At 68.6% G+C, this 25,023-nt stretch carries 20 protein-coding genes and 1 tRNA gene; 11 read left to right on the top strand and 10 right to left on the bottom strand.

Annotated elements, in window-relative coordinates; translation table 11 throughout:
• Positions 1–75 precede the first annotated feature (75 nt).
• The 3 genes from EJ105_RS11895 (at position 76) to rsmA (ending at position 3,036) form a co-directional block, all read left to right on the top strand.
• Positions 76–984: a SurA N-terminal domain-containing protein gene (locus EJ105_RS11895; RefSeq protein WP_029557286.1), complete on the top strand. Its 909-nt coding sequence runs from the start codon at positions 76–78 to the stop codon at positions 982–984.
• 91 nt (positions 985–1,075) lie between these two features.
• On the top strand, positions 1,076–2,161 hold the full coding sequence (gene pdxA, locus EJ105_RS11890; RefSeq protein WP_250166497.1) for a 4-hydroxythreonine-4-phosphate dehydrogenase PdxA: 1,086 nt from the start codon (positions 1,076–1,078) through the stop codon (positions 2,159–2,161).
• A complete protein-coding gene (rsmA, locus tag EJ105_RS11885) occupies positions 2,158–3,036 on the top strand; it encodes a 16S rRNA (adenine(1518)-N(6)/adenine(1519)-N(6))-dimethyltransferase RsmA (RefSeq protein ID WP_250166496.1) in 879 nt (292 codons plus the stop codon). The genes pdxA and rsmA overlap by 4 nt, the downstream gene beginning before the upstream one ends.
• Positions 3,037–3,051: 15 nt before the next feature.
• On the opposite strand, the gene metH is transcribed toward rsmA, so the two are convergent.
• From metH to EJ105_RS11870, 3 genes are all read right to left on the bottom strand, one after another.
• A complete protein-coding gene (gene metH / locus EJ105_RS11880; protein ID WP_250166495.1) occupies positions 3,052–6,816 on the bottom strand; it encodes a methionine synthase in 3,765 nt (1,254 codons plus the stop codon).
• Positions 6,817–6,904: 88 nt separating this feature from the next.
• Positions 6,905–7,846, bottom strand: a complete 942-nt coding sequence (metF, locus tag EJ105_RS11875) for a methylenetetrahydrofolate reductase [NAD(P)H] (protein ID WP_250166494.1) — start codon at positions 7,844–7,846, stop codon at positions 6,905–6,907.
• Positions 7,846–8,865, bottom strand: a complete 1,020-nt coding sequence (locus tag EJ105_RS11870) for an ArsR/SmtB family transcription factor (protein WP_250166493.1) — start codon at positions 8,863–8,865, stop codon at positions 7,846–7,848. Before EJ105_RS11870 ends, metF begins: the two co-directional genes overlap by 1 nt.
• Positions 8,866–9,102: 237 nt before the next feature.
• Here EJ105_RS11870 and EJ105_RS11865 point away from each other — a divergent pair, with 237 nt between their 5' ends.
• The gene (locus EJ105_RS11865; protein ID WP_250166492.1) at positions 9,103–10,296 is read left to right on the top strand and encodes a L,D-transpeptidase family protein; all 1,194 of its coding nucleotides are present in this window, start codon (positions 9,103–9,105) and stop codon (positions 10,294–10,296) included.
• Between the two features lie 186 nt (positions 10,297–10,482).
• A complete protein-coding gene (locus EJ105_RS11860; RefSeq protein ID WP_024277684.1) occupies positions 10,483–11,064 on the top strand; it encodes an HdeD family acid-resistance protein in 582 nt (193 codons plus the stop codon).
• 124 nt (positions 11,065–11,188) lie between these two features.
• Here the strand turns inward: EJ105_RS11860 and EJ105_RS11855 are convergent, their stop codons facing one another.
• The 3 genes from EJ105_RS11855 to EJ105_RS11845 form a co-directional block, all read right to left on the bottom strand.
• Positions 11,189–14,308: an efflux RND transporter permease subunit gene (locus EJ105_RS11855; protein ID WP_250166491.1), complete on the bottom strand. Its 3,120-nt coding sequence runs from the start codon at positions 14,306–14,308 to the stop codon at positions 11,189–11,191.
• On the bottom strand, positions 14,305–15,537 hold the full coding sequence (locus EJ105_RS11850; RefSeq protein WP_250166490.1) for an efflux RND transporter periplasmic adaptor subunit: 1,233 nt from the start codon (positions 15,535–15,537) through the stop codon (positions 14,305–14,307). Before EJ105_RS11850 ends, EJ105_RS11855 begins: the two co-directional genes overlap by 4 nt.
• A gap of 102 nt (positions 15,538–15,639) precedes the next feature.
• Positions 15,640–16,254: a TetR/AcrR family transcriptional regulator gene (locus EJ105_RS11845; protein ID WP_250166489.1), complete on the bottom strand. Its 615-nt coding sequence runs from the start codon at positions 16,252–16,254 to the stop codon at positions 15,640–15,642.
• Between the two features lie 163 nt (positions 16,255–16,417).
• On the opposite strand from EJ105_RS11845, the gene EJ105_RS11840 reads away from it, so the two are divergent.
• Positions 16,418–17,503 carry a WD40/YVTN/BNR-like repeat-containing protein gene (locus EJ105_RS11840; protein WP_250166488.1) on the top strand — a complete coding sequence of 362 codons (1,086 nt, stop codon included), beginning with the start codon at positions 16,418–16,420 and terminating at the stop codon, positions 17,501–17,503.
• A 6-nt stretch (positions 17,504–17,509) separates the two neighbouring features.
• Positions 17,510–17,788: a MoaD/ThiS family protein gene (locus tag EJ105_RS11835; RefSeq protein ID WP_250166487.1), complete on the top strand. Its 279-nt coding sequence runs from the start codon at positions 17,510–17,512 to the stop codon at positions 17,786–17,788.
• Between the two features lie 61 nt (positions 17,789–17,849).
• On the opposite strand, the gene EJ105_RS11830 is transcribed toward EJ105_RS11835, so the two are convergent.
• Complete coding sequence (locus tag EJ105_RS11830; RefSeq protein ID WP_250166486.1) at positions 17,850–18,836, bottom strand: phosphoglycerate dehydrogenase; 987 nt, start codon at positions 18,834–18,836, stop codon at positions 17,850–17,852.
• A gap of 225 nt (positions 18,837–19,061) precedes the next feature.
• Positions 19,062–19,547, bottom strand: coding sequence for an Hsp20 family protein (locus EJ105_RS11825; RefSeq protein WP_250166485.1), 486 nt, complete (start codon positions 19,545–19,547; stop codon positions 19,062–19,064).
• 265 nt (positions 19,548–19,812) lie between these two features.
• On the opposite strand from EJ105_RS11825, the gene EJ105_RS11820 reads away from it, so the two are divergent.
• Together EJ105_RS11820 and EJ105_RS11815 are read left to right on the top strand one after the other, a co-directional pair.
• Positions 19,813–20,322, top strand: a complete 510-nt coding sequence (locus EJ105_RS11820; protein WP_250166484.1) for a hypothetical protein — start codon at positions 19,813–19,815, stop codon at positions 20,320–20,322.
• A gap of 99 nt (positions 20,323–20,421) precedes the next feature.
• Positions 20,422–21,363 (top strand): alpha/beta fold hydrolase, encoded by a 942-nt coding sequence (locus tag EJ105_RS11815; protein ID WP_029557272.1) that lies wholly within the window; start codon positions 20,422–20,424, stop codon positions 21,361–21,363.
• 70 nt (positions 21,364–21,433) lie between these two features.
• On the opposite strand, the gene hisN is transcribed toward EJ105_RS11815, so the two are convergent.
• The gene (hisN, locus tag EJ105_RS11810) at positions 21,434–22,219 is read right to left on the bottom strand and encodes a histidinol-phosphatase (protein ID WP_250166483.1); all 786 of its coding nucleotides are present in this window, start codon (positions 22,217–22,219) and stop codon (positions 21,434–21,436) included.
• A 1,190-nt stretch (positions 22,220–23,409) separates the two neighbouring features.
• The gene (locus EJ105_RS11805) at positions 23,410–24,297 is read right to left on the bottom strand and encodes an N-formylglutamate amidohydrolase (protein ID WP_029557270.1); all 888 of its coding nucleotides are present in this window, start codon (positions 24,295–24,297) and stop codon (positions 23,410–23,412) included.
• Positions 24,298–24,487: 190 nt separating this feature from the next.
• On the opposite strand from EJ105_RS11805, the gene cpdR reads away from it, so the two are divergent.
• Both cpdR and EJ105_RS11795 read left to right on the top strand, forming a co-directional pair.
• Positions 24,488–24,850 carry a cell cycle two-component system response regulator CpdR gene (gene cpdR, locus EJ105_RS11800; protein WP_029557269.1) on the top strand — a complete coding sequence of 121 codons (363 nt, stop codon included), beginning with the start codon at positions 24,488–24,490 and terminating at the stop codon, positions 24,848–24,850.
• Positions 24,851–24,936: 86 nt separating this feature from the next.
• Positions 24,937–25,011: transfer RNA gene (locus EJ105_RS11795), tRNA-Val, on the top strand.
• Positions 25,012–25,023: the final 12 nt, after the last annotated feature.

Raw genomic sequence — 25,023 nt, 5'->3', positions numbered from 1 at the left:
TAAGGCCACGCTCGCGAAGCCGCATTGCCGCCACAGGATGAAGACAAAAGTCGCAGGCAGCCCCCGGACAGGACCATGCCGCTCGTACGCCTTCTTCTCCTCGCCATCGCCCTCCTCGTGCCCGTGCTCACCTTGGGTACGCCGGCGCTTGCGCAGCAGGTCGTGGTCATCGTCAACGGCGATCCGATCACGAACTACGACGTCTCGCAGCGCCAGCTCCTCCACAGCCTCATCGAGCGCAAGCCCATCGGCGCAAAGGAAGCGCTGGAAGAGCTGATCGACGAGCGGCTCAAGATCCAGCAGGCCAGCCGCCTGAAGCTCGACGTGGATCAGAAGGACGTGGACCGCATGTTCGCCTCGGTGGCCGAGCGGTCGGGCCGCACGCCCGAGCAATTGTCCTCCGGTTTCAAGCAGCAGGGCCTCGACGACCGCACCTTCAAGCAGAAGCTGCTCGCCGATTATGTCTGGGGCCAGTATGTCCGCGCCCGTTCCGGCACGGTGAACATCCGCGATGCCGACGTGATCGCCGCCTTGCAGAAGCGTGGCGAGACCCAATTGGTCGCAACCGAATACACCCTCATGCCCATCGTCTTCGTGGTGCCGCGCAACGCCAGCACGCATCAGGCGCGACTGGCCGAGGCCAACGCCCTGCGTGCCCGCTTCACCGATTGCGACAGCGGCGCCCAGATGGTGAAGTCCATGAAGGAGGTGGTGGTGCGCCCCAAGGTGACGCGCCTGTCCTCCGAAGTCCCCGCCCAGCTCAAGCAGATCCTGGACAAGACCGAGATTGGCCGGCTCACGCCGCCGGAGGTCGCCCAGGCCGGAGTCGAGACCTTTGCCATGTGCGGCAAGCGGGAGGTGCGCGGCGAGAGCTCGCAGAAGCGCGAGATCAAGGACGAGCTGACCACCAGCCAGTTCACCGCCGAATCGAAGAAGTTCATCGCCGAGCTGCGCAAGCAGGCCCTGATCCAATACCGTCGCTGATCCGCGCGGCGGGACTTCGCGCCAGTTCCCGCGTGCTATGGTCGGCCCGCGCTCGCACCCGGCGCAGAACCGTACTGCTGACGAATCGCTGATGCCCGCCGTCTCTCCCCTTGTTCTCGCCCTCGGCGATCCGGCCGGCATCGGCCCCGACGTCACGCTCGCCGCCTTCCTGCGCCGTCGCGCGGCAGGTGGTGCGACAGGTGGCCCGGCAGGTGGCACCGCGGCCGTCCCGGCCTTCATCGTCGCCGGTGATCCCGCCGCGCTCGCCGCCCGCGCCGACCTCCTCGGCCTCGACGTGCCGCTTGCCGAGACGACACCCGAGGGCGCAGTCGCGCACTTTGCCAATGCCCTGCCGGTGCTCCCCGCCGGCCCTGCCTTCACCGGCCGCCCAGGCCGGCCCGACGCCTCCTCCGCCGCCTGCGTGGAGGCGAGCCTCGAGGCCGCCCTCGGCCTTGTGACAGCCGGGCGGGCCGCGGCCCTCGTCACCAATCCGCTCGCCAAGTCTGTCATGTACGAGGCGGGCTTTCCCTTTCCCGGCCATACTGAATGGCTCGCCGACCGCGCCGCCGCGCCGGGCCGGGCAGCGCCGCATCCGGTGATGATGATCTGGTCGGAGCAGCTCGCGGTGGTGCCGGCCACCATCCACGTGCCCTATGCCGAGGTGCCCGACCTTCTCACCGTTGACCTGCTGGTGGAGACCGGTCGCATCGTCGCCCGCGACATGGCACGGCGCTTCGGCATCACCCGCCCCCGCCTCGCCTTCTGCGGCCTCAATCCCCACGCCGGGGAAGAGGGCACGCTGGGCAGCGAGGACGAGGCCATCGTGCGACCGGCTGTGGAGGCGCTGAAGCGCGAGGGCATCCTCGCCACCGGCCCCCTGCCCGCCGACACCATGTTCCATCCAGAAGCGCGGGCGCGCTATGACGTGGCGGTGGGCATGTATCACGATCAGGTTCTGATCCCGGCCAAGACCCTCGCCTTCCACGATGGGGTGAACGTGACCCTCGGCCTGCCTTTCATCCGTACCTCGCCGGACCACGGCACGGCCTTCGACATCGCCGGCACGGGCCGGGCCGATCCCTCCAGCCTGATCGCCGCCTTGAGGCTCGCCCGCCGCCTCGCCGACGCAGAGAGGACGACGAGCCAAGCCCCGGCTCCCGCACTGGCGCGCGCATGAGCGCGCTCGACGATCTGCCGCCGCTGCGCGACGTCATCCGCAAACACGGCCTCTCGGCGCAGAAGTCGCTGGGGCAGAACTTCCTGCTGGACCTCAACCTCACCGGCCGCATCGCCCGCGCCTCCGGGCCGCTGGAAGATGTGACGATTGTGGAGGTGGGCCCCGGTCCGGGCGGCCTCACCCGCGCGCTGCTGGCTCTGGGCGCGAAGCGCGTCATCGCCATCGAGCGCGACCGGCGGTGCATGGATGCGCTGGCCGAGGTCGCGGACCACTATCCGGGCCGGCTGGAGGTCATCGAGGGCGATGCGCTGAAGGTGGACGTGCGCCCCCTCCTCGGCGAGGGCGAGGCGCGGGTGGTGGCGAACCTGCCCTACAACATCGCCACCGTGCTGCTGGTGGGCTGGCTCTCCACGGACCCATGGCCGCCGTGGTTTTCCTCCCTCACCCTCATGTTCCAGAAGGAAGTGGCCGAGCGCATCGTGGCCGAGCCGGGCTCGAAGGCCTACGGCCGCCTCGCGGTGCTGGCCGGCTGGCGCACCAAGGGGCGGATCGCCTTCGACGTCGCCCCCTCGGCCTTCGTGCCTCCACCCAAGGTGACGTCCTCGGTCATCCACCTCGTGCCGCGCGCGGAGCCCCTGCCCTGCGCGCTGTCCGCTCTGGAGAAGGTCACGGAAGCCGCCTTCGGCCAGCGCCGCAAGATGCTGCGCCAGAGCCTGAAGACCCTTGGCGTCGATGCGATGGCCCTGCTCGCCGCCGCCGGCGTGGAGGAAACCGCCCGCGCCGAGGAAATCGACGTCGCCGGCTTCGTCCGGCTGGCCAACGCCTTCTCCGAAGGCATCGGCCGTCCGTTCGGCGCTCTGTCTGCATTCAAGTGAGATGATGCGGCTGCGCTACTCCGCCGCCTCCACCCGCGCCGGATCATAGTTGAGGATGGGGGCGAGCCAGCGCTCGGCCTCCGCCACGGTCCAGCCCTTGCGCTTCGCGTAGTCCTCCACCTGATCGCGCTCGATGCGGCCGACGCCGAAATAGGCGCTCTGCGGGTGGGCGAAATAGAGGCCGGACACCGCCGCCCCCGGCCACATGGCGAAGCTCTCGGTGAGGTGGATGCCCGCCTTGTGGGTTGCGTCCAGCAGCTCGAAGATGGTCGCCTTTTCCGTATGGTCGGGCTGGGCCGGGTAGCCCGGCGCCGGACGGATGCCGCGGTAGCGCTCGGCGATGAGGTCGTCGTTGGGGAGCGCCTCGTCGGCCGCATAGCCCCACAGCCTGGTGCGCACCAGATGGTGCAGCCGCTCGGCGAAGGCCTCGGCGAGGCGGTCGCACAGGGCCTTGAGCAGGATGGCGGAATAATCGTCATTGGCCGCCTTGAAGGCCGCCACCCGGTCCTCCTCGCCGATGCCCGCCGTCACCGCGAAGCCGCCCACATAGTCGGCGATGCCACTCTCCAGCGGGGCCACGAAATCCGCCAGCGCCAGATTGTGCCGCCCTTCCCGCCGCGCAAGCTGCTGGCGCAGGGTGTGCAGGGTGGCGAGCGGGGTCTTGCGGCTGTCGTCGCGGAACAGGAGGATGTCGTCGCCCACGGCGTTGGCCGGCCAGAAGCCCACCACGGCGCGGGCCGTCACCCACTTCTCCGAGACCATCTTCTTGAGCATGGCCTGCGCGTCGGCGAACAGCGCGCGCGCCGGCTCGCCCACCACCGCGTCCTCCAGGATCGAGGGATAGCGCCCGGTCAGCTCCCAGGACTGGAAGAAGGGCGTCCAGTCGATATAGGGCACGAGGTCGGAGAGGTCGTGGTCCTCGATCACATGGGTGCCGAGGAAGGAGGGCTTTTCCGGCGTGTGAGCCGAGAAATCCAGCTTCAGGGCGTTCTCGCGCGCCTTGGCGAGCGTGAGCCGCTGCTTGTTGGCGTCGGCGCGGGCGTGGGCCTCGGCGAGCTTGGCATATTCCGCGCGCACGTCGGCCACATAGGCGCCGCGCGTCTCGGCATTGAGCAGGTTGGAGACGACGCCCACCGCGCGGCTCGCGTCGGTGACATAGACCGCCTGACCGCGCTCGTAGCGCGGCGCGATCTTCACCGCAGTGTGGACCCGCGAGGTGGTAGCCCCGCCGATGAGCAGCGGCACGACGAAGCCCTCGCGCTCCATCTCGGCCGCGACGTTCACCATCTCGTCCAGCGAAGGGGTGATGAGGCCGGAGAGGCCGATCACGTCCACCTTCTCGTCCTTGGCCACCTGCAGGATTTTCTGCGTGGGCACCATCACGCCGAGGTCGATGACCTCGTAATTGTTGCACTGGAGCACGACGCCCACGATGTTCTTGCCGATGTCGTGGACATCGCCCTTCACCGTCGCCATCAGCACCTTGCCGGCGGCCGAGGCGGAGGTGATGCCCATCTCCTCCTTTTCCTTCTCCATGAAGGGCATGAGATAAGCCACCGCCTGCTTCATCACGCGGGCGGACTTCACCACCTGGGGCAGGAACATCTTGCCGGCGCCGAACAGGTCGCCCACCACGTTCATGCCGGACATCAGCGGGCCTTCGATGACGTGCAGCGGGCGCGCCACCTGCTGGCGGGCCTCCTCCGTGTCGGCCTCGACGAAATCGGTGATGCCGTTGACCAGGGCATGGGCGAGGCGCTTGTCCACCGGCCAGGTGCGCCAGGCGAGGTCGGCCTCCTTCTTCTCCTTGCCGGCGGCCCCCCTGAAGCCCTCGGCAATCTCCAGCAGGCGCTCGGTGGCGTCGGGACGGCGGTTCAGCACCACGTCCTCGCACGCCTCGCGCAGCTTGGGCTCGATCTCGTCATAGACGGCGAGCTGGCCGGCATTGACGATGCCCATGTCCATGCCCGCCTTGATGGCGTGATAGAGGAACACCGCGTGCATCGCCTCGCGCACCGGCTCGTTGCCGCGGAACGAGAAGGAGAGGTTGGAGACGCCGCCCGAAACATGGGCATAGGGCAGGCTCTGGCGGATGAAGCGGGTCGCCTCGATGAAGGCGACGCCATAGCCCGAATGCTCCTCGATGCCGGTGGCCACCGCGAAGATGTTGGGATCGAAGATGATGTCTTCCGGCGGGAAGCCCACCTGCTCGGTCAGGATGCGGTAGGCGCGCTCGCAGATGGAGGTCTTGCGGGCATAGCTGTCGGCCTGCCCCTCCTCGTCGAAGGCCATCACCACCACGGCGGCGCCATAGGCGCGCACCAGCCGGGCCTTTTCCAGAAAGGCCTCCTCGCCCTCCTTGAGGGAGATGGAATTGACAATGCCCTTGCCCTGCAGTCGCTTCAGCCCCTGCTCGATGATCTCCCACTTGGACGAGTCGACCATCACCGGCACCTTGGCGATGTCCGGCTCGGCGGCGACAAGGTTCAGGAAGGTGATCATGGCGGCCTCGCTGTCGAGGAGGCCTTCGTCCATGTTGATGTCGATCACCTGCGCGCCGCTCTCCACCTGATCGCGGGCCACCGCGAGGGCGGCGGGGAAGTCGCCGGTGGTGACGAGCTTGCGGAAGCGGGCGGAGCCGGTGACGTTGGTGCGCTCGCCCACGTTCACGAAGGGGATCTGCGGCGTCAGCTCGAACGGCTCGAGGCCGGAGAGGCGCAGGCGCGGCTCCAGCTCCGGAACCTCGCGCGGGGCCTTGCCCTTCACCACCTCGGCGATGGCGCGGATGTGGGCGGGCGTGGTGCCGCAGCAGCCACCCACCACGTTCACGAGGCCGGAGGCGGCGAACTCGCCCACGAGGGCCGCCATGGCCTCCGGGCTCTCGTCATACATGCCGAATTCGTTGGGCAGCCCCGCATTGGGATAGGCGCAGACGAGGGTGTCCGCCACCCGGCCGATCTCGGCGATGTGGGCGCGCATCTCGCGGGCGCCGAGGGCGCAGTTGAGGCCGATGGAGAAGGGCTTGGCGTGGCGCAGCGAATACCAGAAGGCGCTCGGCGTCTGGCCCGAAAGCGTGCGGCCGGAGAGATCGGTGATGGTGCCGGAGATCATCACCGGCAGCCGGAAGCCGCGCTCCGCATAGAGCTTCTCGATGGCGAAGATGGCCGCCTTGGCGTTCAGCGTGTCGAAGATGGTCTCGACGAGAAGGATGTCGGCGCCGCCGTCCACGAGGCCGCGCGCCTGCTCGTGATAGGCGTCGGCCAGTTCGTCGAAGGTCACGGCGCGGAAGCCGGGGTCGTTCACATCCGGCGAGATGGAGGCGGTGCGGTTCGTCGGGCCGAAGGCGCCGGCGACGAAGCGGCGGCGGCCATCCTCCTTCTGGGCGATGTCGGCCGCCTCGCGGGCGAGCTTCGCGCTCTCGAAGTTCAGCTCATAGACGATCTCCTCCATGCCGTAGTCGGCCTGGGCGATGGAGGTGCCGGAGAAGGTGTTGGTCTCCACCATGTCCGCGCCGGCGCGGAAATATTCGAGGTGGATGGCCCGAACTGCGTCCGGCTGGGTGAGGCTGAGAAGGTCGTTGTTGCCCTTCACGTCCCGCGGCCAGTCCTTGAACCGCTCGCCCCGATAGCCCGCCTCGTCCAGCTTCAGTTGCTGGATCATGGTGCCCATGGCCCCGTCGAGCACCAGGATGCGCTCGGCGGCGGCCTTGGCGAGATCGGCGAAGATGGTGTCGGCGTGGGTTGAAGAGGCGGTGGTCGGGGCGGTCATGGGCGCGGTCATGGGGCGGTCTCGAGGCTCGGGGCGACGCGGTCGCGCGCCTCCGTGAAGGACAGGCCGGCGCACCGCGCCGGCGGGAATGGCGTCGCGCTCAGACCACCATCGCCTGCACCGCCGGCGCTGCATCCGGGCGCAGCCCGAGCAGGTGGCAGATGGCGTAGACGAGGTCGGCGCGGTTCAGGGTATAGAAATGGATATCGGTGACACCGCGATCAACGAGGTCCGTCACCTGCTCCGCCGCCACGGCAGCGGCGATGAGCTTGCGGGTCTCGGGATCGTCGTCCAGCCCCTCGAACCGCTTCAGCAGCCACGCGGGCACGCTCGCCCCGGTGCGGGTGGCGAAGTTCGACGCCTGCTTGAAGTTCGTCACCGGCAGCAGGCCGGGCAGGATGGGGATGTCGATGCCCCTGGCGCGCACCTTGTCGAGGTAGCGGAAATAGACGTCGTTCTCGAAGAAGAACTGGGTGATGGCGCGGGTGGCGCCGGCGTCCACCTTGGCCTTCAGATAATCGATGTCCGCATCGAGGTTCGCGCTTTCCGGGTGCTTCTCGGGATAGGCCGAGACCGACACCTCGAAATCGCCGATGCGGCGGATGCCTTCCACGAGGTCACAGGCATAGGGGTAGCCGTCCGGATGCGGCTCGTACTTCGTCCCGACGCCGGTCGCCGGATCGCCGCGCAAGGCGACGATGTGCTTCACGCCGGCATCCTTGTAGGCGCGCACCACGTCGTCGATCTCGGCCCGGCTGGCCCCGACGCAGGTGAGGTGCGCCGCCGGATGAAGGTCCGTCTCCTTCACGATGCGCGCGACCGTCGCATGGGTGCGCTCACGCGTGGAGCCGCCCGCGCCATAGGTGACGGAGACGAAGCTCGGGGACAGGGGCGCCAGCCGGTGGATGGAGGCCCAGAGGGTCTTCTCCATCTCCTCGGTCTTGGGCGGGAAGAACTCGAAGGAGACATTCACCGGCGGCCGGTCCATCTCCCGGCTGGCCCGCACGGGCGCCGCGGCGGGACTGGGAGCGGGGGTGGTCATCAGGCAATCTCCCTGTGGGCGAGGTCGGCGTCGGCCACCACGTAACGCGGATCGCGGGCGAGCCAGAGCGAGACGGTGAGGCCGTCGCCGGCGCCACCATCGGGGGTGAGGGTGTCGAAGGAGACGAGCTCAAGGCCCGCGGCGGCGAGCCAGCCCTCCACCGTCGCCCGATCGAAGCCGAGGTGGCGGTGGGCATGGGCCTCGCGCAGGAATTCGAGGCCGTGGGGGGCGAAGTCCACCACCAGCAACCGGCCGCCCGGCGCCAGCACCCGCGCCGCTTCTTTCAGCGCGCGGCTGCCGTCGTCGAGATAGTGCAGCACCTGATGGACGATCACGGCATCGAACGCGTCGCGCGGGACCGGGACGGCATAGATGTCGCTCTGACGCAGCAGGCAGTTGCGCACGCCCGCGCGCTCCAGATTGGCACGGGCGACGCCCAGCATGTCCGGGGAGAGATCGACGCCCATGCCGCGCTCGATGTCGGGCGCGAACAGCTCCAGCATCCGCCCCGTGCCGGTACCAAGATCGAGCAGCGCGCGGACGGGCGTACCCGCGAACGCACGGCGCACGGCGGCTTCCACCGCCGCCTCCGGCACATGCAGGCGGCGAATCTCATCCCACTGGCGGGCATGGGCCGCGAAATAACCCTGCGCGGCCGCGGCGCGGGCGGCGCGCACCGCCTCCAGCCGCGCCCGGTCGCCGACGAGAACCGGATCGTCCCGGTCGAGCAGGTCGAGCAGGCTCCGGGCGATTCGCCCGCCCGGCCCCTCCGACGCGCGGCGGTAGAAGACCCAGCTGGCCTCCCGGTGACGGTCCACCAGCCCGGCATCGGCCAGGAGCTTGAGGTGGCGGGAAATGCGCGGCTGCGACTGGCCAAGGATTTCAGTGAGATCGGAGACGGTGAGCTCAGCCTCCCCCAGCACCGCGACGAGACGCAGGCGCGTATCCTCCCCGGCGGCCTTGAGGCCCTCGAGGACGGCGGCGAAGGATGAAGCTGCGGGCGTAGACCGATCTGACATAAAGATATCTTTATATCCTTACCGACAGGCATTCAAGCCCGCGACCTATGCCCCGCGCGCCACAGTGCGATCACGATCGCGAGCCACCGGGAATCTCGCATTGCCGGGGATCTCTTGCAGGCCTAAAGGCGTTTCAGGACAAGAGCTGCAAAGCTGGAACAAGTTACCGCCGGACGGGCCAAATTTTTCCGCGACCCGTTTCCAATTTCGTCACGTTTCACGGTTAACACCTCAAGCATGACCCTTCGCAACACCCTCCTCGCCGCCGTCGGCGCGTGCGTTCTTGCCGCTCCGGCCTTCGCCCAGGGGCCGTACGGTGGCCCGAACTACAGCCTGCCCGGCGGGCAGCAGGACGATGCTACCGGCACGCTCCCGCCCGCGCCTGTCGGTGGCTATGGCGAGGCGCCTCCCGGCTATTCGGACCCCTATGCGCGCCAGCAGGCCCCGGTGCGCCGCGATCAGGTGGAGCGCACGGAGCTTCCCGCGCCGGGTCAGGCCTATCCCCAGCAGGCCTATCCCCAGCCGGCGCAGCAGGGTTATCCGCAGCCCGCGCCCGGCGGCCCTGTTGCAGTGGCCCCCGATCCCGGTCCCTACCCGACCGCCGTTCCGGCGCAGGGTCAGCAGGCCTATGGCGGCCAGCCGGTCTACAATTCTGCGCCCGACCTCTACGGTCGCCAGGCGACCCCCACCGCCTATGAGCCCCAGCAGCCGGCCTATGGCCAGCAGCAGCCCGGCTATTCCGGCTCCGGCCGCGGCGCGGTGGATCAGGATGCGCTCTATGCCAGCCTGAACAACGCGCCGGCTCCGGCGGGTACGTACGGCCCCAACTCCGCCGTGGTGCCCGGCACCACCGAGGCGCCGTCCGGCCCCCGCATCGAGAATGTCGATCCGACCGAGCCCGTGCCCGAGCGCTTCCGCCGCCAGACGGTGGATTACGTGACCACCCAGCCGGCCGGCACCATCGTCATCGATACGCCGAACACCTACCTCTACTTCGTGCTCGGCGGCGGCAAGGCCGTCCGCTACGGCATCGGCGTGGGCCGCGAAGGATTCACCTGGGCCGGCACCGAGAAGATCACGGCGAAGAAGGAATGGGCCGACTGGCGCCCGCCGTCCGAGATGATCCAGCGCCAGCCCTACCTGCCGCGCTTCATGGCCGGCGGCCCGGGCAATCCGCTCGGCGCGCGCACCATGTATCTCGGCGGCACCGTCTACCGCATTCACGGCACCAACGAGCCGCAGACCATCGGCAAGTTCGTGTCGTCCGGCTGCTTCCGCATGCTGAACGCGGACGTGGAAGACCTCTACGACCGCGCCAAGGTGGGCACCAAGGTGGTGATTCTCCCCAAGGGCAGCTCGGCCCCCCAGGCCAATGCCGCTCCGGCACCGGTTTCCACCGCTTCGGCCGGCAAGCCCGCAGCCCAGCGCTGAGCGCAGAGCCCCCCACGGGGAAAAGACCTGACCGAAACGGCCCGGCCCACGCCGGGCCGTTTTGCGTTTGAGGGCCGTTCGGCCTCGGTCTTGGGCTCCGCAATCTGCCGGAGCCCAAGACCACTGTGCGTGACGTTCCGCTTCGATATGATGGCCCCGCAGCGATCAAGCTGACAGGAGAGGCCCATGTCCACGCCTGCATCTGCGCCCACCCCCGCTTCCGCCGTCGCCGACCAGCTGCACGCCATACGCGCGAGCTGGGGCTGGTTCGCGGTGCTCGGCATCGCCTTCATCGTGCTCGGCTTCGTCGCCCTCGCCCATGTGCTCGCCTCCACGGTCGTCACCGTCCTCTATGTGGGCGCGCTGATTCTGGTGGGCGGCGTGGTGCAGGTCATCCACGCCTTCCGGGTGCAGGGCTGGGGACGCTTCTTCTACTGGCTGCTGGCGGGCCTGCTCTACGTCGTGGCGGGCGGCCTGATGATGTACAATCCGCTGCTCGGCGCCGGCGTGCTCACGCTGATGATCGGCGTGGCGCTCGCCGTCGAAGGCATCTTCCGCGTCTTCGCCGGCTTCGGCTCCCAGCACGGCAAGGGCTGGGGCTGGATCGTGGTGTCCGGCATCGTCACCCTGCTTTTGGGACTCATCATCATCGCCCGCTGGCCGGTGAACTCCGTCTACATCCTCGGCCTGTTCCTCGGCGTGGACCTCATCGTCAACGGCGTCGGCACGCTGATGTTCGGCCTCGCCCTGCGCGACAAGAAGAACTGAGTCGCGGCGCACCATCCGGGACGAAAAACCGCCCCGCCCGTCCGCGGCGGGGGCGTTGCCGGGAACGGGCGGGGCGGACGGCCCCGGGGGGCGTCGGGGCGCGTCTTGATTCAGTCGAAGGGCATCATTCCGCCGGCTGCGGCAGCGCGGACGGCGCGGTCTCCTCGTCCGTCACCTTCACGCGGAACCAGGTGGCGTAGAGCGCCGGGACCACCAGCAAAGTGAGCACGGTCGCCACCAGCAGGCCGCCCATGATGGTGACGGCCATCGGCCCCCAGAACACGCTCTCCGCCAGCGGGATCATGCCAAGCACGGCGGCCAGCGCCGTGAGCACCACGGGCCGCGCCCGGCGCAGGGTCGCCTCGACGATGGCGTGGTGGGGTGTCGCCCCGTCGCGGATATCGTGGTCGATCTGGTCCACCAGGATCACCGTGTTGCGCATGATCATGCCGGCCAGCGCGATGAGCCCGAGCAGCGCCACGAAGCCGAACGGCCGATGCGCGATGAGCAATGCCGCCGCCGCGCCGATGAGGCCGAGGGGCGCCGTCGCCAGCACCAGGGCAAGGCGCGAGAAGCTCTGCAGCTGGATCATCAGCAGCGTGAGCATGACGATGATCATCACCGGGAACACCGCCGCCAGCGAGGCATTGGCCTTGGCGCTTTCCTCGATGGAGCCGCCGGTCTCGATGCGATAGCCGGGCGGCAGCTCGGCCTTGAGCTGCGCCAGCTTGGGCAGGAGGCGGGTGGTCACGTCAGGCGGCTGCACGCCGTCGCGCACGTCGCCACGCACGGTGAGCACGAGGTCGCGGTCGCGCCGCCAGAGGATCGGCTCCTCATGGGCATAGCCGATGCGCGCCACCTGTCCGAGCGGCACGGCCAGCCCGTTGCGGGTGGTCACGGTGAGGGCGGCGAGGTGTTCGAGGTCCACCCGCTCTTCCGGCACGGCGCGCGCCATGACGTCGATGAGCAGGTTTCCCTCGCGCAGTTGGGTGATGGCGTAGCCCTGAAGGAGGGTCTGCAGCGTCTCGGCGATGTCGCGCGGCGAGGTACCGAGCGCGCGTGCGCGGTCCTGATCGACGGTCAGGGTGATGGACTTGACCTGCTCGCCCCAATTGAGGTGCGGGTCGATCATGTCCGCGTCCGATGCCATCACCAGGCGCACCTTCTCGGCGATGTCGCGCACCGCGATGGGGTCCGGCCCCACCACGCGGAACTGCACCGGGAAGCCCACCGGCGGGCCGAACACGAAGCGGTCCACGCGCACCCGCGCTTCCGAGAGCGCGCCCTCGGCCAGCTCGGCGTCGAGCCGGGCCTTCAGCCGCTCGCGGGCCGCCACGTCCTTCGCCACGATGACGATCTGAGCGAAGTTCGGATTGGGCAGCACCGGATTGAGGCCGAGCCAGAAGCGGGGCGCGCCGCGGCCCACATAGGTGGTGCTGGTGGCGACGTCGGGGTCCTCGCCCACGAGAGCCTCCGCCTTCTTCGCCGTCGCCTCGGTGACGGTGATTGAGGTGCCTTCGGGCAGGCGGACCTCCAGGAATAGCTCCGGCCGGGTGGAGGTGGGGAAGAATTGCTGCTGCACGAAGCCGAAGGCCACCACGGACCCGGCGAACATCACGACCGTCGTCCCGATGACCATGAAGCGGTGGCGCAGGCAGAATTCCAGCGTGCCGCGCAGCATCCGGTAGAGCCGGCCGTCGTGCATCTCGTGATGCCCGCCCGCCTTCTTCATGTCCGGCAGCAGCACCGTACCGAGATAGGGGGTGAAGATCACCGCCACGAACCAGGATGCGATGAGGGCGATGCCCACCACCCAGAAGATGCCGCCGGCATATTCGCCCGAGGAGGACTTGGCGAAGCCCACCGGCAGGAAGCCGGCCGCCGTCACCAGCGTTCCGGTGAGCATCGGGAAGGCGGTGGAGGTCCAGGCGAAGGTGGCGGCGGACATGCGGTCCCAGCCCTCCTCCATCTTCACCACCATCATCTCGATGGCGATGATGGCATCGTCCACCAGCAGGCCGAGGGCGATGATGAGCGCGCCCAAGGTGATGCGGTGGAGGTCCATGCCCGCCGAGAACATGATGAGGAAGACGATGGCGAGCACGAGGGGCACCGAGAGCGCCACCACGATGCCGGTGCGGAAACCCAGAGACAGGAAGCTCACCACCAGCACGATGACGAGGGCTTCGAGGAAGGTCTTCAGGAACTCGCCCACCGATTCGCCGACGATGTGCGGCTGATCGGCCACCTGCGTCACGTCGATACCGTGGGGCAGCTCGGCGGTCGCCTCGGCCATGGCGGCCTTAAGCCCTTCGCCCAGCGTGAGGATGTTGGCGCCCTGCGCCATGGACACGCCAATGCCCAGCGCCGGCAGCCCGTGCTGGCGCATGAGGAAGGAAGGCGGGTCCTCATAACCGCGCCGGACGGTGGCGATGTCGCCGAGGCGCAGCAGCGCGCCGTTCACCGCCACCGGCACCTCGGCGATGGCCTCGACGCCGGTGAAGGCACCGGTGACGCGCAAATTGATGCGGTCGGAGCGGGTATCCACCGCGCCGCCCGCCACCACCGCATTCTGCCGGGCCACACTGTCGAACAGCTGCTGCGGGGTGATGCCGAGATTGGCGAGGCGGGCGTGGGAGAACTCGATGTAGATTTTCTCCGGCCGCTCGCCGATGAGGTCCACCTTCTCCACGTTGGGCACGCGGAGCAGGCGCTGGCGGATGAGTTCCGCCTGCCGCTTCAGTTCGGCCGGCGCCGCGCCCTGCCCGCTCAGGATGTAGAGGGCGGAATAGACGTCGCCATATTCGTCGTCGAAGCCCGGCCCGATGACGCCGGCGGGAAGGTCGCCGCGCACGTCGGAGACCTTCTTGCGCACCTGGTACCAGAGGTCCTTCACTTCCTTCGCCGGCGTGTTGTCCCGCAGGAAGACCTGCACGAAGGAGACGCCGGGGCGCGAATAGCTTTCCACCCGGTCGAGGTGCGGCAGGGATTGCAGCTTCTTCTCGATGGGATCGGCGACCTGCGCCTGCATCTCGGAGGCGGTCGCGCCGGGCCACGCGGCCTGCACCACCATGACCTTGATGGTGAACGACGGATCCTCGGCGCGGCCGAGGTTGAAATAGGAATAGGCCCCCGCCGCGCCGAGCAGCAGGATGGCGAACAGGGTCAGCGCGCGATGGGTGATGGCCCAGCGCGAAAGATTGAAGCGCGAGGCGCCGTCCGGGGAAGAGCCGGCGGTGCTCACGGCCGCTGCTCCGCCAGGGTGGAAGCGCCGGCCGGTGCCTGTGCGCGGCGGGTTTCGACCGACGGCAGGCGCTCGGCGACCTCGGTCACGGAGGGGGCCTGAACGGTGCGCACCTTCTGGCCGGGCAGCAGCGTCTGGACCCCGAGGATGACCACCGCATCCCCCGGCGCCACACCGCCGGAGAGCAGCACCTCATCCCCCGTATAGGCGGCGATCTCCACCGGGCGGGCGACGATGGCATGGGTCGCGCCATCCACCACGAACACCTGCGGGCCGTGGCCGCGATCGATGAGCGCGGAGAGCGGCAGGCGCGCCACCTGCTGCTGGTCCTTGGGGCGGAGCGTCACGGTGGCGGTCATGCCCAGCGCCACGGTCTCGTCCGCCCCGTCCAGCGTGAAGCGGGCAGGATAGGTGCGGGAGGTGGCGTCGGCCTGCGGCGACAGCTCCCGCAGGCGGGCGGGAATGCGCCGGCCGGGATCGGCCCAGAGGGTGACGACCGCATCGGCCGTGCGGGCGTCGGCAAGGGCGGTCTCGGGAAGGGAGACCAGCGCTTCCTTCTCGTCGAGGCGGGCGACACGCACGATGGTCTGGCCCGAGGCCACCACCTGCCCCGGCTCTGCCGAGGTCGCGACGACGACGCCGGCCGCATCGGTGACGAGGTCGGCATAGGACAGGCGGTTCTCCGCCAGCTCCAGCGAGCGCTTGGCCCGTTCGAGGCGGCCGACGGCCTCGTCCTTGGCGAGCGACTTGCGGTCGAGGTCGGCGTTGGAGGCGGCGCCCTTGGCGGTGAGCGCGCGATAGCGGGTGTCCTCGGTGGTGGTCTGGGCGAGGTTGGCGGTGGCCGCCTGCATCTCCGCCTTGGCGCTTTCCAGCTCCAGCTTGAGGTCTTCCCTGTCGAGGCGCGCCACCACGGTGCCGGGCTCGATGCGGTCGCCTACCTCCACCAGCCGCTGCACCACCTTGCCGCCCACCCGGAAGGCGAGGTCGATCTCGCGGCGGGCGCGGACCACGCCGACGAAGCTCTTCTGCGTCTGCCGCGGCCGGAAGCTCACGGTCGTGACCTGCACCGGCCGGGCGAGCGTGGCTTCCCGGGACGCGGGAGCCTCGCCGGCGTTGGCGGGGTTTTCCTGCCCGCAGCCGGCAATCAGCAAGGCGGACCCGGCAAGGAGCAGCGCGGCCATCCCCTTCAGGTGGCGGCCGGATCGGATCGGAACGGCGAGGCGGGGCATGGGACGATCCTGTGGCTCGGGCCTGCGGAATACGAACTTAACACTGACGATTTTCGTCGATCATCACTTTTGCGGCGCACGAAAGCGTTTCGCTCACTCCGATCAGGGGAGAGGCGAACGCTCGACCTCGATACTTCTCAGAATGAACTGGAGGCTCTCACGCAGAGCGCCCTCCTGGTCCTCGTCGATGTGCTGCGCCACCAAGACCGGATGGCAGAAGCGGATGAGCGCGCTCTGGATGTAGCGGCTAACCTTCGAGGGGTCGTGGGCCACAAACACCCCCTGCGCGATGCCCTCCGCGAGCACGCGCGCGGTCAGGTCGCACAGGCGCGCCTTGTGGGCCTCGATGGCTTCCCAATTGTTCTCGATGGCCACCAGCACCATGTCGTGCACACGCCGCTCCTCAAGGAAATTGTCCTTGTGGTAGCGCATGATGGAGAGATAGGCGGTGAAGATGCGCTCCTGCGGGGAGCCCTCCCCCGCAGCCGCTTCGGCGAATTCCGCCTCGCTCTCGCACAGGCAGCGGCCGCAGATGGTGGCGACGATGGCGGTCTTGGACGGGAAGAAGCGGTAGACATTGGCCGGCGACATGCCGAGCTCGGCGGCGATGTCCGCCACCGCCGTCTTGGCGAAACCCATGCGGCGGAACAATTCCTCCGCCGTGCGCGCGATGCGCTCCCGGGTCTCGTCCGCCGTCTCCTTCACCCTGACGCTCACCATGCACTCCTATAAACTGACGATTATCATAAATCGTCAGTTCTAAATTTCCAAGCCCGCGATTCGCCCGCTGCGCAAAATCTTATCCCCGCCATGTCGGCGCGTCGCCTACGTCCGCGTCCTCCGTGCGGCCCGCTGCCCGGGGCCGAGGGAGGAAAAGGCGATGGCGCAGAAGGTGCTCATCCTGATCGGAACGAAGAAAGGCGCGTTCATCCTGGACAGCGATCCCGCCCGGAAGAGCTGGTCGCTGCGCGGTCCCTTCTGCGACACGTGGCCCACCAACCACGTGGTGGGCGACCGGGCTTCCGGCCGCATCTATGCCGGCGGCGGCAATGAATGGTTCGGGCCTGCCGTGTGGCAGTCGGACGATTTCGGCGCCAGCTGGACCCATTCCTCCCGCGGCCTCGCTTATGCCGAAGGCGAAGCGCCGGTGAAATCCGTCTGGAGCCTCGCGCCGGGGGCGGACGGCGTGCTCTATGCCGGCGTCGAGCCGGCCGGCCTGTTCCGCTCCGACGATGGCGGCGAGAGCTTCACGGCGCTCGACGGATTGCAGAAGCATCCCTCCCGAGCCGAGTGGAATCCCGGCGGGGCGGGCCTCATCCTGCATTCGCTCGTGCTCGATCCGGACGATCCGGATGCGCTGTGGGTGGGCATCTCCGCCGCCGGCGTCTTCCACAGCGCCGATGGCGGCCGCACCTGGAACGCGCGCAACCGCGGCACCCGGGCGGACTACATGCCGGAGGACCTGCGTTATCCCGAGCATGGCCAGTGCGTGCATTGCGTGGTCAAGGCGCCGGGCCTGCGCCACCGCCTCTACCAGCAGAACCATTGCGGCATGTACCGCTCCGACGATGGCGGCGTGTCGTGGCAGAGCATCGAGAAGGGCTTGCCCTCCAGCTTCGGCTTTCCCGCCGCCGCCCATCCGCGCGATGCGGAGACGCTGTTCCTCGTGCCGCTCAACGGCGACACGGCCGGCCGCTTCATGCCGGAGGCAAAGGCCGCCGTCTGGCGCACCCGCGACGGCGGCGCCTCATGGCAGGCGATGCGGTCCGGCCTGCCGCAGAAGGACGCCTATTTCAACGTGCTGCGGCAGGCCATGGCCACCGACACGCTGGAGCCGGCCGGCGTCTATTTCGGCACCGGCTCCGGCGAGATCTACGCCAGCGCCGACGAGGGGGAGAACTGGACGCGCCTTGCCGAGCACCTGCCCACCATCTCGTCCGTGGAGACGCTGGTGGTGGAGGCCTGAGCGGTGATGGAGGAAATCGCACCGGTGAAGGTGCGCCTGCCGGCCCACCTCGTCCGGCTGTTCCCCGACGGGCAGACCTATCTGGAGCTTCCCGCCGCCACGGTGCGCGAGCTGATGGATGCGCTGGAGACGCGCTGGCCCGGCATGCGCGACCGGCTGTGCGACGAGCGCCCCGCCATCCGCCGCCACATCAACGTGTTCGTGGACGGCCGCCGGGCGCGGCTGGAAACGCCTCTGCGGCCCGGCGCGGACGTGTTCGTACTCACCGCCATCAGCGGCGGGTGAAGCGTTTTCGAGCGAAGTGGGTACCGGTTCGCGTGAAGAAAACGCGTTGCAATGGGGAACCTCAGCGCCCGTCGGCGATCAGGCAGCCGGGCGGGAAATCCGTCCCGTCCAGCGCCGCCACCACGCATTGCGCCGAGATCAGGTTGCCGCGGGCCAGCGCCTCGGCGCTGGAGCCGGAGGCGTGGGCGGTGGCCACCACATCGGGGCGCGCCGCCAACGCGGCGGCAACCGGCAGCATCGCGGCGTCTGCCTCTGCCTCGAACACGTCGAGGCCGGCGCCGCCGATACGTCCCGCTTCCAGCGCGGCCAGCAGCGCGCGGTCATCCACGAGGCCGCCGCGGGAGGTGTTGATGACCAGCGCATGAGGCTTCATGGCGGCCAGCGCGTCGGCGCCGATCAGGTGGCGGGTCTCGGGGGTGAGCGGCGCATGGACGCTGATGATGTCGCTCCGGGCGATCAGGTCGTCGAGCGGCTCATAGTCCACGAAGGGGAAATCCGGGTCGGGGGTGCGGGTCGCGACCAGAACCCTGGTCCCGAAGCCGTGCAGGCGCCGCGCCACCGCCTTGCCGATGCGGCCGAGCCCGACGAGGCCCACAGTCTTGCCCGTGAGGTCGAACCCGCTCAGCACCCGCCAATTGCCGGCGGCGATGGCGCGGTCGCTCTCCTTCAGCCGCCGCAGCAGCGCAAGGATCATCGCCAGCGTGTGGTCCGCCACCGCATCGTCATTGGCCCCCGCCGCGATGGTGACAACCCGGCCGAGTGCCTTGGCGGCAGACACGTCCACCCGCTCATAGCCCACGCCGCGACGGGCGATGACCTTGAGATCGGGATGGGCGGCGAGAATCTCCCGCGTCACCGCGCGCATGCCGACGATCCAGCCCTCGACGCCTTCGAGCAGCGCGCTCAGGGCGGCGTCGGAAATGTCGGCATCGAGCGCATCGCCCGGCAGGCCGGACGGGACTGCGACACAGCCGTGCTCGGCAAGATATTCGGCAGCGGCGGCATCGAACAGGCGGGTCGTGATGAGAACCTTGCGGGGGGCGGACACGGCGGGCGACCTTTTCCGGAGGGAGCGAACGGGAGCGTCCCCCCTCCTCTCCCGGCCGCGCGCCGAGATCAAGCCCGCACGCGACATCGGCGCCATGCAAAAGCGCCGTACACATCCACCATGCAAAAGGGCGGCGCATGCGCACCGCCCTCAAGTCCGAGGGGCGGAAGCCCGCCCCGTGTCGAAAGGCAGGGCGGGCCTCGGCCCGCCCCCCATTCCCGCCGGTCAGGCCGCCTGGGCGGCGCCCTCTACGGTCGAGCCCTCGATGGTTTTCGGGCCCGACGTCGCACCCGCGATGGGGATGATGCGGGGCTTCTTGGCCTCGGGAATGTTGCGCACGAGATCCACGTGCAGCAGGCCATTCTCGAGCACCGCGCCCTTCACCTCCATATGGTCGGCGAGCTGGAAGCGACGCTCGAAGGCGCGGGCGGCAATGCCGCGATAGAGCACCTGGGCGCTCTCGGACGCCTCGGACGACTTCTTCTCGCCCTTGAGGGTGAGGGTGTTCTCCTTCACCTCGATGCTCAGCTCGGCATCGGTGAAGCCCGCCACGGCCACCGTGATGCGATAGGCGTTCTCGCCCGTGCGCTCGATGTTGTAGGGCGGGTAGGTGGGCGCCGCATCGACGCCGCCGACGGAATCGAGCAGCGAGAACAGCCGGTCGAAGCCGACGGTGTTGCGGTACAGCGGAGCAAGGTCAAACGTACGCATGGCATATCCTCCTTTGAAGCGACATGCGGGGCCCGCATAAAGCCGGGTCCGGTCAGGGCGCCGTCAGGTCTCTGCCCGGCGCCGTTTTGGATGTGGGTAGGCCCGTTTCTGGCGTCAAGGGGGAGCCATGCCGCCAATCTGAACGGGCGATGAACGCCTTTGCCGGTCGGCGTTCACCCGACGCGGCTAGACTTTTCCCCAACGACATCTGCTCCGTCCGCGGCGTGATCCGGTGAGGAGGCGGGGGGCAAGGGGAGGTCGGGCGATGCGGGCCTGTGCGGCCGCCTGTGCGGCCTTCTTCCTGATGGCACTCGCGCCTCCGGCGACGCGGGCCCTCGCCCAGTGCGGCGCCGAGGCGCCGGCCCCGGCCGGTGTCCAGCCGGCCGTTCCGGCCAAGCCCCCGCCCCAGCGCACGTATCATTCGCCGAGCGAAGCCGGGACGATCGCCCTGCCTGGCCTGCCACTCGCCCGCGCCGCCTCCGTCACCGCGACCCAGATGCCGGACGAGACCGCAGCGCTGCCCGGCGCCATCGCGCCCCGTGCCTACCGGCCCTACCAGATCGCCCCCGCCGGCCCCCTTCCGCTCACCGCCGAGACCGTCGCGCCGAGCCTCGAAGCCCGCGGCTTCCGCCAGATCGACGCCGTGCGCCAGCGCGGGCAAAGCTTCCTCGCCGAAGCCACAGGGCCGCGTGGCGAGCGGGTGCGCCTCGTGCTGGATGCCGCCAGCGGCGACATCAGCGGCATGCAGGTCATCGGCTCCGGGGCGCCGCGCTGAGCGCTGGTCCCGCGCGAGACGGCGCGCGAGACGGCGATTGTGAAGCGGGCGCCCGGCGTGTAACCCTCAGCCCGCCCGCCTTCCATCGCTGCGAGCCTCATGACGCTCTATTCCCTGCCGAACAATCCGGTGCCCGAAGGCGCGATCGAAGGCGAGATCATCGCCCGAGACGGCGTGCGCCTGCGCTTCGCCCGCTTCATGCCCGAGGGCAAGGCGAAGGGCACCGTCGCGCTGTTCAGCGGTCGCTGCGAGTTCATCGAGAAATATTTCGAGGTGGTGCGCGAGCTGAGATCCCGCGGCTTCGCCGTGGCGCTGCTCGACTGGCGGGGCCAGGGCGGCTCCCAGCGCCTGCTGCGCAACCGCCTGAAGGGGCATGTCACCCGCTTTTCGGACTATCTGCTCGACCTCGAGGCCTTCGCGCGCGAGGTGCTGCTGCCGGACTGCCCGCCGCCCCATTTCGCGCTGGCCCATTCCATGGGCGGGTCGATCCTGCTGTCCTCGGTGCTGGAGGGGCATCGCTGGTTCGATCGCATGGTGCTCAGCGCCCCCATGCTGGGGCTTGATTCGGTGCCGTTCGAGGGCATCATGCGGCCGACCGCCACCGTGCTCTCCCACATCGGATTCGCCCGCGCCTTCGTGCCGGGCGGACGCGGGCGCACGCTGGCGCGGCTGAGATTCGAGGGCAATCCGCTCACCTCGGACCGGGCCCGATTCGACCGCACGCAGGCGATGGTCTCCGCCCATCCGCAGCTCGACCTCGGGGCACCCACCATCGGCTGGCTGGCTGGCGCCTATGCCACCATGGGAGAGTTGACCCATCCCGACGTGATCCCGCGCATCCGCCAGCCGCTGCTCATCATCGCGGCCGGAGGAGACCGGCTCGTCTCCAACAAGGCCATCGAGCACTTCTCGGCGCGACTCATCGCCGGCGCCCATGTGGTGGTGCCGGCCAGCCGGCACGAACTGCTGATGGAACGGGATATCTTCCGCGCCCAGTTCTGGGCCGCGTTCGACGCCTTCATCCCCGGGACGCCGATCTGAGAAGCTTTACGTTGCCACGCTCAGGCGCCGCGCGGGCTGGCGCGTTGCCACGCTCAGGCGCCGCGCGGGCTTAGCCGCCGGTGAGCTGGCGCAGCGCCGCCTCGTGCACCTTGCGGCTGCCGGCGGCGACCACGCGGCCGCCCGCCACCGGCGAACCGCCTTCCCAGCTGGTGACGACACCCCCGGCGCCCTCGATGATGGGCACGAGGGCGATCACGTCGTGATCCTGCAGGCCGGTCTCGATGACGAGATCGATGAGGCCGGCCGCCACCATGCAATAGGCGTAGCAATCGCCGCCGTAGCGCGAGAGGCGCACGCGCTCCTCCACCGTGCCGAAGGCGGCGCGGTCTTCGTCGTTCATGAGGCGGGGGCTGGTGGTGTAGAGCACCGCGTCCTCCAGCCGCCCGCAGTCGCGGGTGGCGAGGGTGCGCTCGCCCGCCGGACCGCGATAGCGCGCCGCGCCGCCGTCGCCGAAGAAGCGCTCGCCGATGAACGGCTGGTGCATCATGCCGTAGACCGGATCGCCCTCCTTCAGAAGGCCGATCAGCGTCCCCCAGGCGGGCAGGCCGGCGATGAACGACTTGGTGCCGTCGATGGGGTCGAGCGCCCACGTATAGGGCGCGCTCGCCGCCACGTTCTCGAACTCCTCGCCGATGATGCCGTGGGCGGGGAAGGTGGAGCGGATGAGCTGCCGCATGGCCTGCTCGGCCGCCCGGTCCGCCTCGGTGACGGGATCAAAGGCGCGGCCCGCGCTCTTGTCCTCGATGCCAAGCGCCGTGCGGAAGAAGGGCAGGATGGCCTCGCCCGAGACGGTCGCAAGCTGATGGACGAAGGCGTCGAAATCGACGGCGGTCATGGAGACTCCGGAACGGTCGGGCGGGCCGACGATGCCCGCGCCGGCAAGAAAGCGCGGGTGGTGGCACCTGCCAAGGAAAATCTGCGCGGGAAATCTGGGAGGGAAATCTGTGCGGGAAGGCCGGCCGAATCCGCCAGGCCGCGATCCCTACGGCACAACTGCGGTGCGGGATGATCGCACCTTTGGCAGGCGTGGCGGGCAGGACGCGCAAAAATTGGGCAGGCAGGCCGCAATGAGCTGAAAATAAATGGTTTTAAATGTTGGACAGTTGCACAAACTATCTGCCTGTCACGGACTTGATGCAGAGGGGGGCATTCGTCATATTGATGCAGCGCGGCATTGCTTGTTGCGGTGCCGCTGCCCTCCTTGGGCGTTTCCTCCCTAGACTTGGGCCGCTGTTCTCAGCGGCCCCTTTCTTTTTTCGGCCCCTCATGCCGAGGCAGGAAATGCGCGCCGCCCGGCAAAGCCCCGGAGCCTGCGCCCGCCTCCTAGCCCCCCTGCCCCCCAGATCCATTTTCCGCGCGCGTGTGGCGCCTGACGAGAATCTGGCAGCCGATGATGACCGGGCGCCTGTCCCTCCGTGCGCGCAGCCCGGATCGACTGGCCGCCACGATGGACCCCGGCACCGGGCAACACCCGGACATGCCGCGTCCTGGCCATCCCCGGCACAGCCGAGTCGGACCAAGCGCACGCTTCTATCGATTTTTTTGAGCGGCCTGCTCTTAGCGGCCACAGCCCGGGCTTAGCCGGGAGAAATAAATCCCTATAAAAATCAATGAGTTGCCGTGGTATACCAGACTGCGACAAACGCGCACTTGATTTATGGCACTGCACTCGGCTATTTGTGCATTGCGACACGGCGATTGGCGTCGCTGTGTCGCTGCCCTCCTTGGGCGTTTCCTCCCTAGACTTGGGCCGTCTGCTCACGCGGACGGCCCCTTTCTTTTTCGGGCTGGCCGATCCGGCATTCGCCGTCACCCGCCGCCCTGTCTAGGCCCCTCTCGTTCCATCCCTGGATGCGGTCTTGCGCCGCCATATTCGATCCCGTGTCTCGCGGGCGTCTTCGCGTTGCGAAGCCTGCCCGGGCCGGAATTCGATGGTGCCTGAGTAATTCCTCGGCAACCGTGCGCAATTGGTAGCCTTGCCATACGAAAAACGCAAGGCACCTTATGCAAAAATGCAGGGCTTTGTCATTCAGCTGCCGCACGGAGCGGGGCGAGGCCCTCCGACACCGCGATGAACAGATCCCCCATCAGGGCCCGAAGATCGGCCTGGGCGCTGGAAAATCCGCTATTCCGCTCATAGGCGGCCTCATCCATATAGAGGCTGCGGTTGAGCTCGATCTGCACGGCGTGCAGCCCGGCGGATGGGTTTCCGTAGTGCTCAGTAATATAGCCGCCGGCATAGGGCTTGTTGCGCACCACCCGGTAGCCGCGGGCGGTCAGCGACCGCTCGATGGCGTCCGTGACCAGCTCGCTGCAGCTCGTGCCGTAACGGTCGCCGATGACGAAATCGGCGCGCGCCACCTCGTCCCGTGCGGAAGTGGATGGCATCGAGTGGCAATCCACCAGCACCGCCATCCCCCATTCGCGCTGGATGCGCCCCACGAGGCGGCGCAGGGTCTGGTGGTAGGGCTTGTAAAAGGTCTCGATGCGCTCCAGCGCCTCGTTCACCGCGAGGCGGCGGGGATAGATCTCCTGCGCATCACCCACCACCCGCGCGATGGTGCCGAGGCCACCGGACACGCGAATCGACCGCGTGTTGGCGAACGGCGGCAGCCGGCCGTCGAACATGCGCGGGTCGAGCTCGTAGGGCTCGCGGTTGAGGTCGAGAAAGGAGCGCGGGAACAGCGCCCGCATCATCGGCGCGCCCAGCCCGACGCAATCGCCGAACAATTCATCGACGAACGTATCTTCCGATCGGCGCAGGGTCGAAAAGTCCAAGCGCGTCTGCTCGACGAAGCTGCGGGGATAGATTCGCCCGGAATGCGGGGAGTTGAAGAGGAAGGGCGCGCGCGCCTCGACCGGAGTGAGCACCTCGAATGCGGGTTCAATGGTGTCGGCGAGGCAGGCAGTCATCAAGAACCCAGCACCTTGGAATAGTTCCGGAATTCACACCGGCGGGCGGCGGAATGATGGCCCGGCGGGACACCTTTTGGAAAGAGGTGGCGCGGCTTTCACTTCGAATTTACCCGAATGCGGCAGACACGTCATATGAATCCCCTGCTCCGGCCGGGGCTGGACAGAACATGACATCAGGGGAAGCGGCGTGGCCAAGATCCTGCTCGCTGAAGACGACAACGACATGCGCCGCTTCCTTGTGAAGGCGCTCCAGAATGCGGGCTACTCCGTCGCCTCCTGCGACAACGGCCGCTCCGCCTATGAACGGATGCGGGAGGAGCCGTTCGAACTGCTGCTCACCGATATCGTGATGCCCGAGATGGACGGCATCGAGCTGGCCCGCCGGGCCACCGAGCTCGACCCCGACCTCAAGGTGATGTTCATCACCGGCTTTGCCGCGGTCGCCCTCAATGCCGATGGCGAGGCGCCGAGCGAGGCCAAGGTGCTGTCCAAGCCCTTCCACTTGCGCGACCTCGTGAGCGAGGTGGGCAAGATGCTGACCGCCGCCTGAGCAGTCATCCACAGGCCGGAATATCCTCTGACAGTCCTGCCTTGCCTCCGGCGTTTCGAGCCGATATAGAGGCGGCTCCTGCGAGGGGGCGCGTAGCTCAGCGGGAGAGCACTACGTTGACATCGTAGGGGTCACAGGTTCGATCCCTGTCGCGCCCACCATCCCTCACCTCA

This window comes from Xanthobacter aminoxidans (genome assembly GCF_023571765.1).
GTDB lineage: Bacteria > Pseudomonadota > Alphaproteobacteria > Rhizobiales > Xanthobacteraceae > Xanthobacter > Xanthobacter aminoxidans.
The sequence above is the reverse complement of the archived record's forward strand: the minus strand, read 5'-3'. Positions and strand labels throughout refer to the sequence as shown.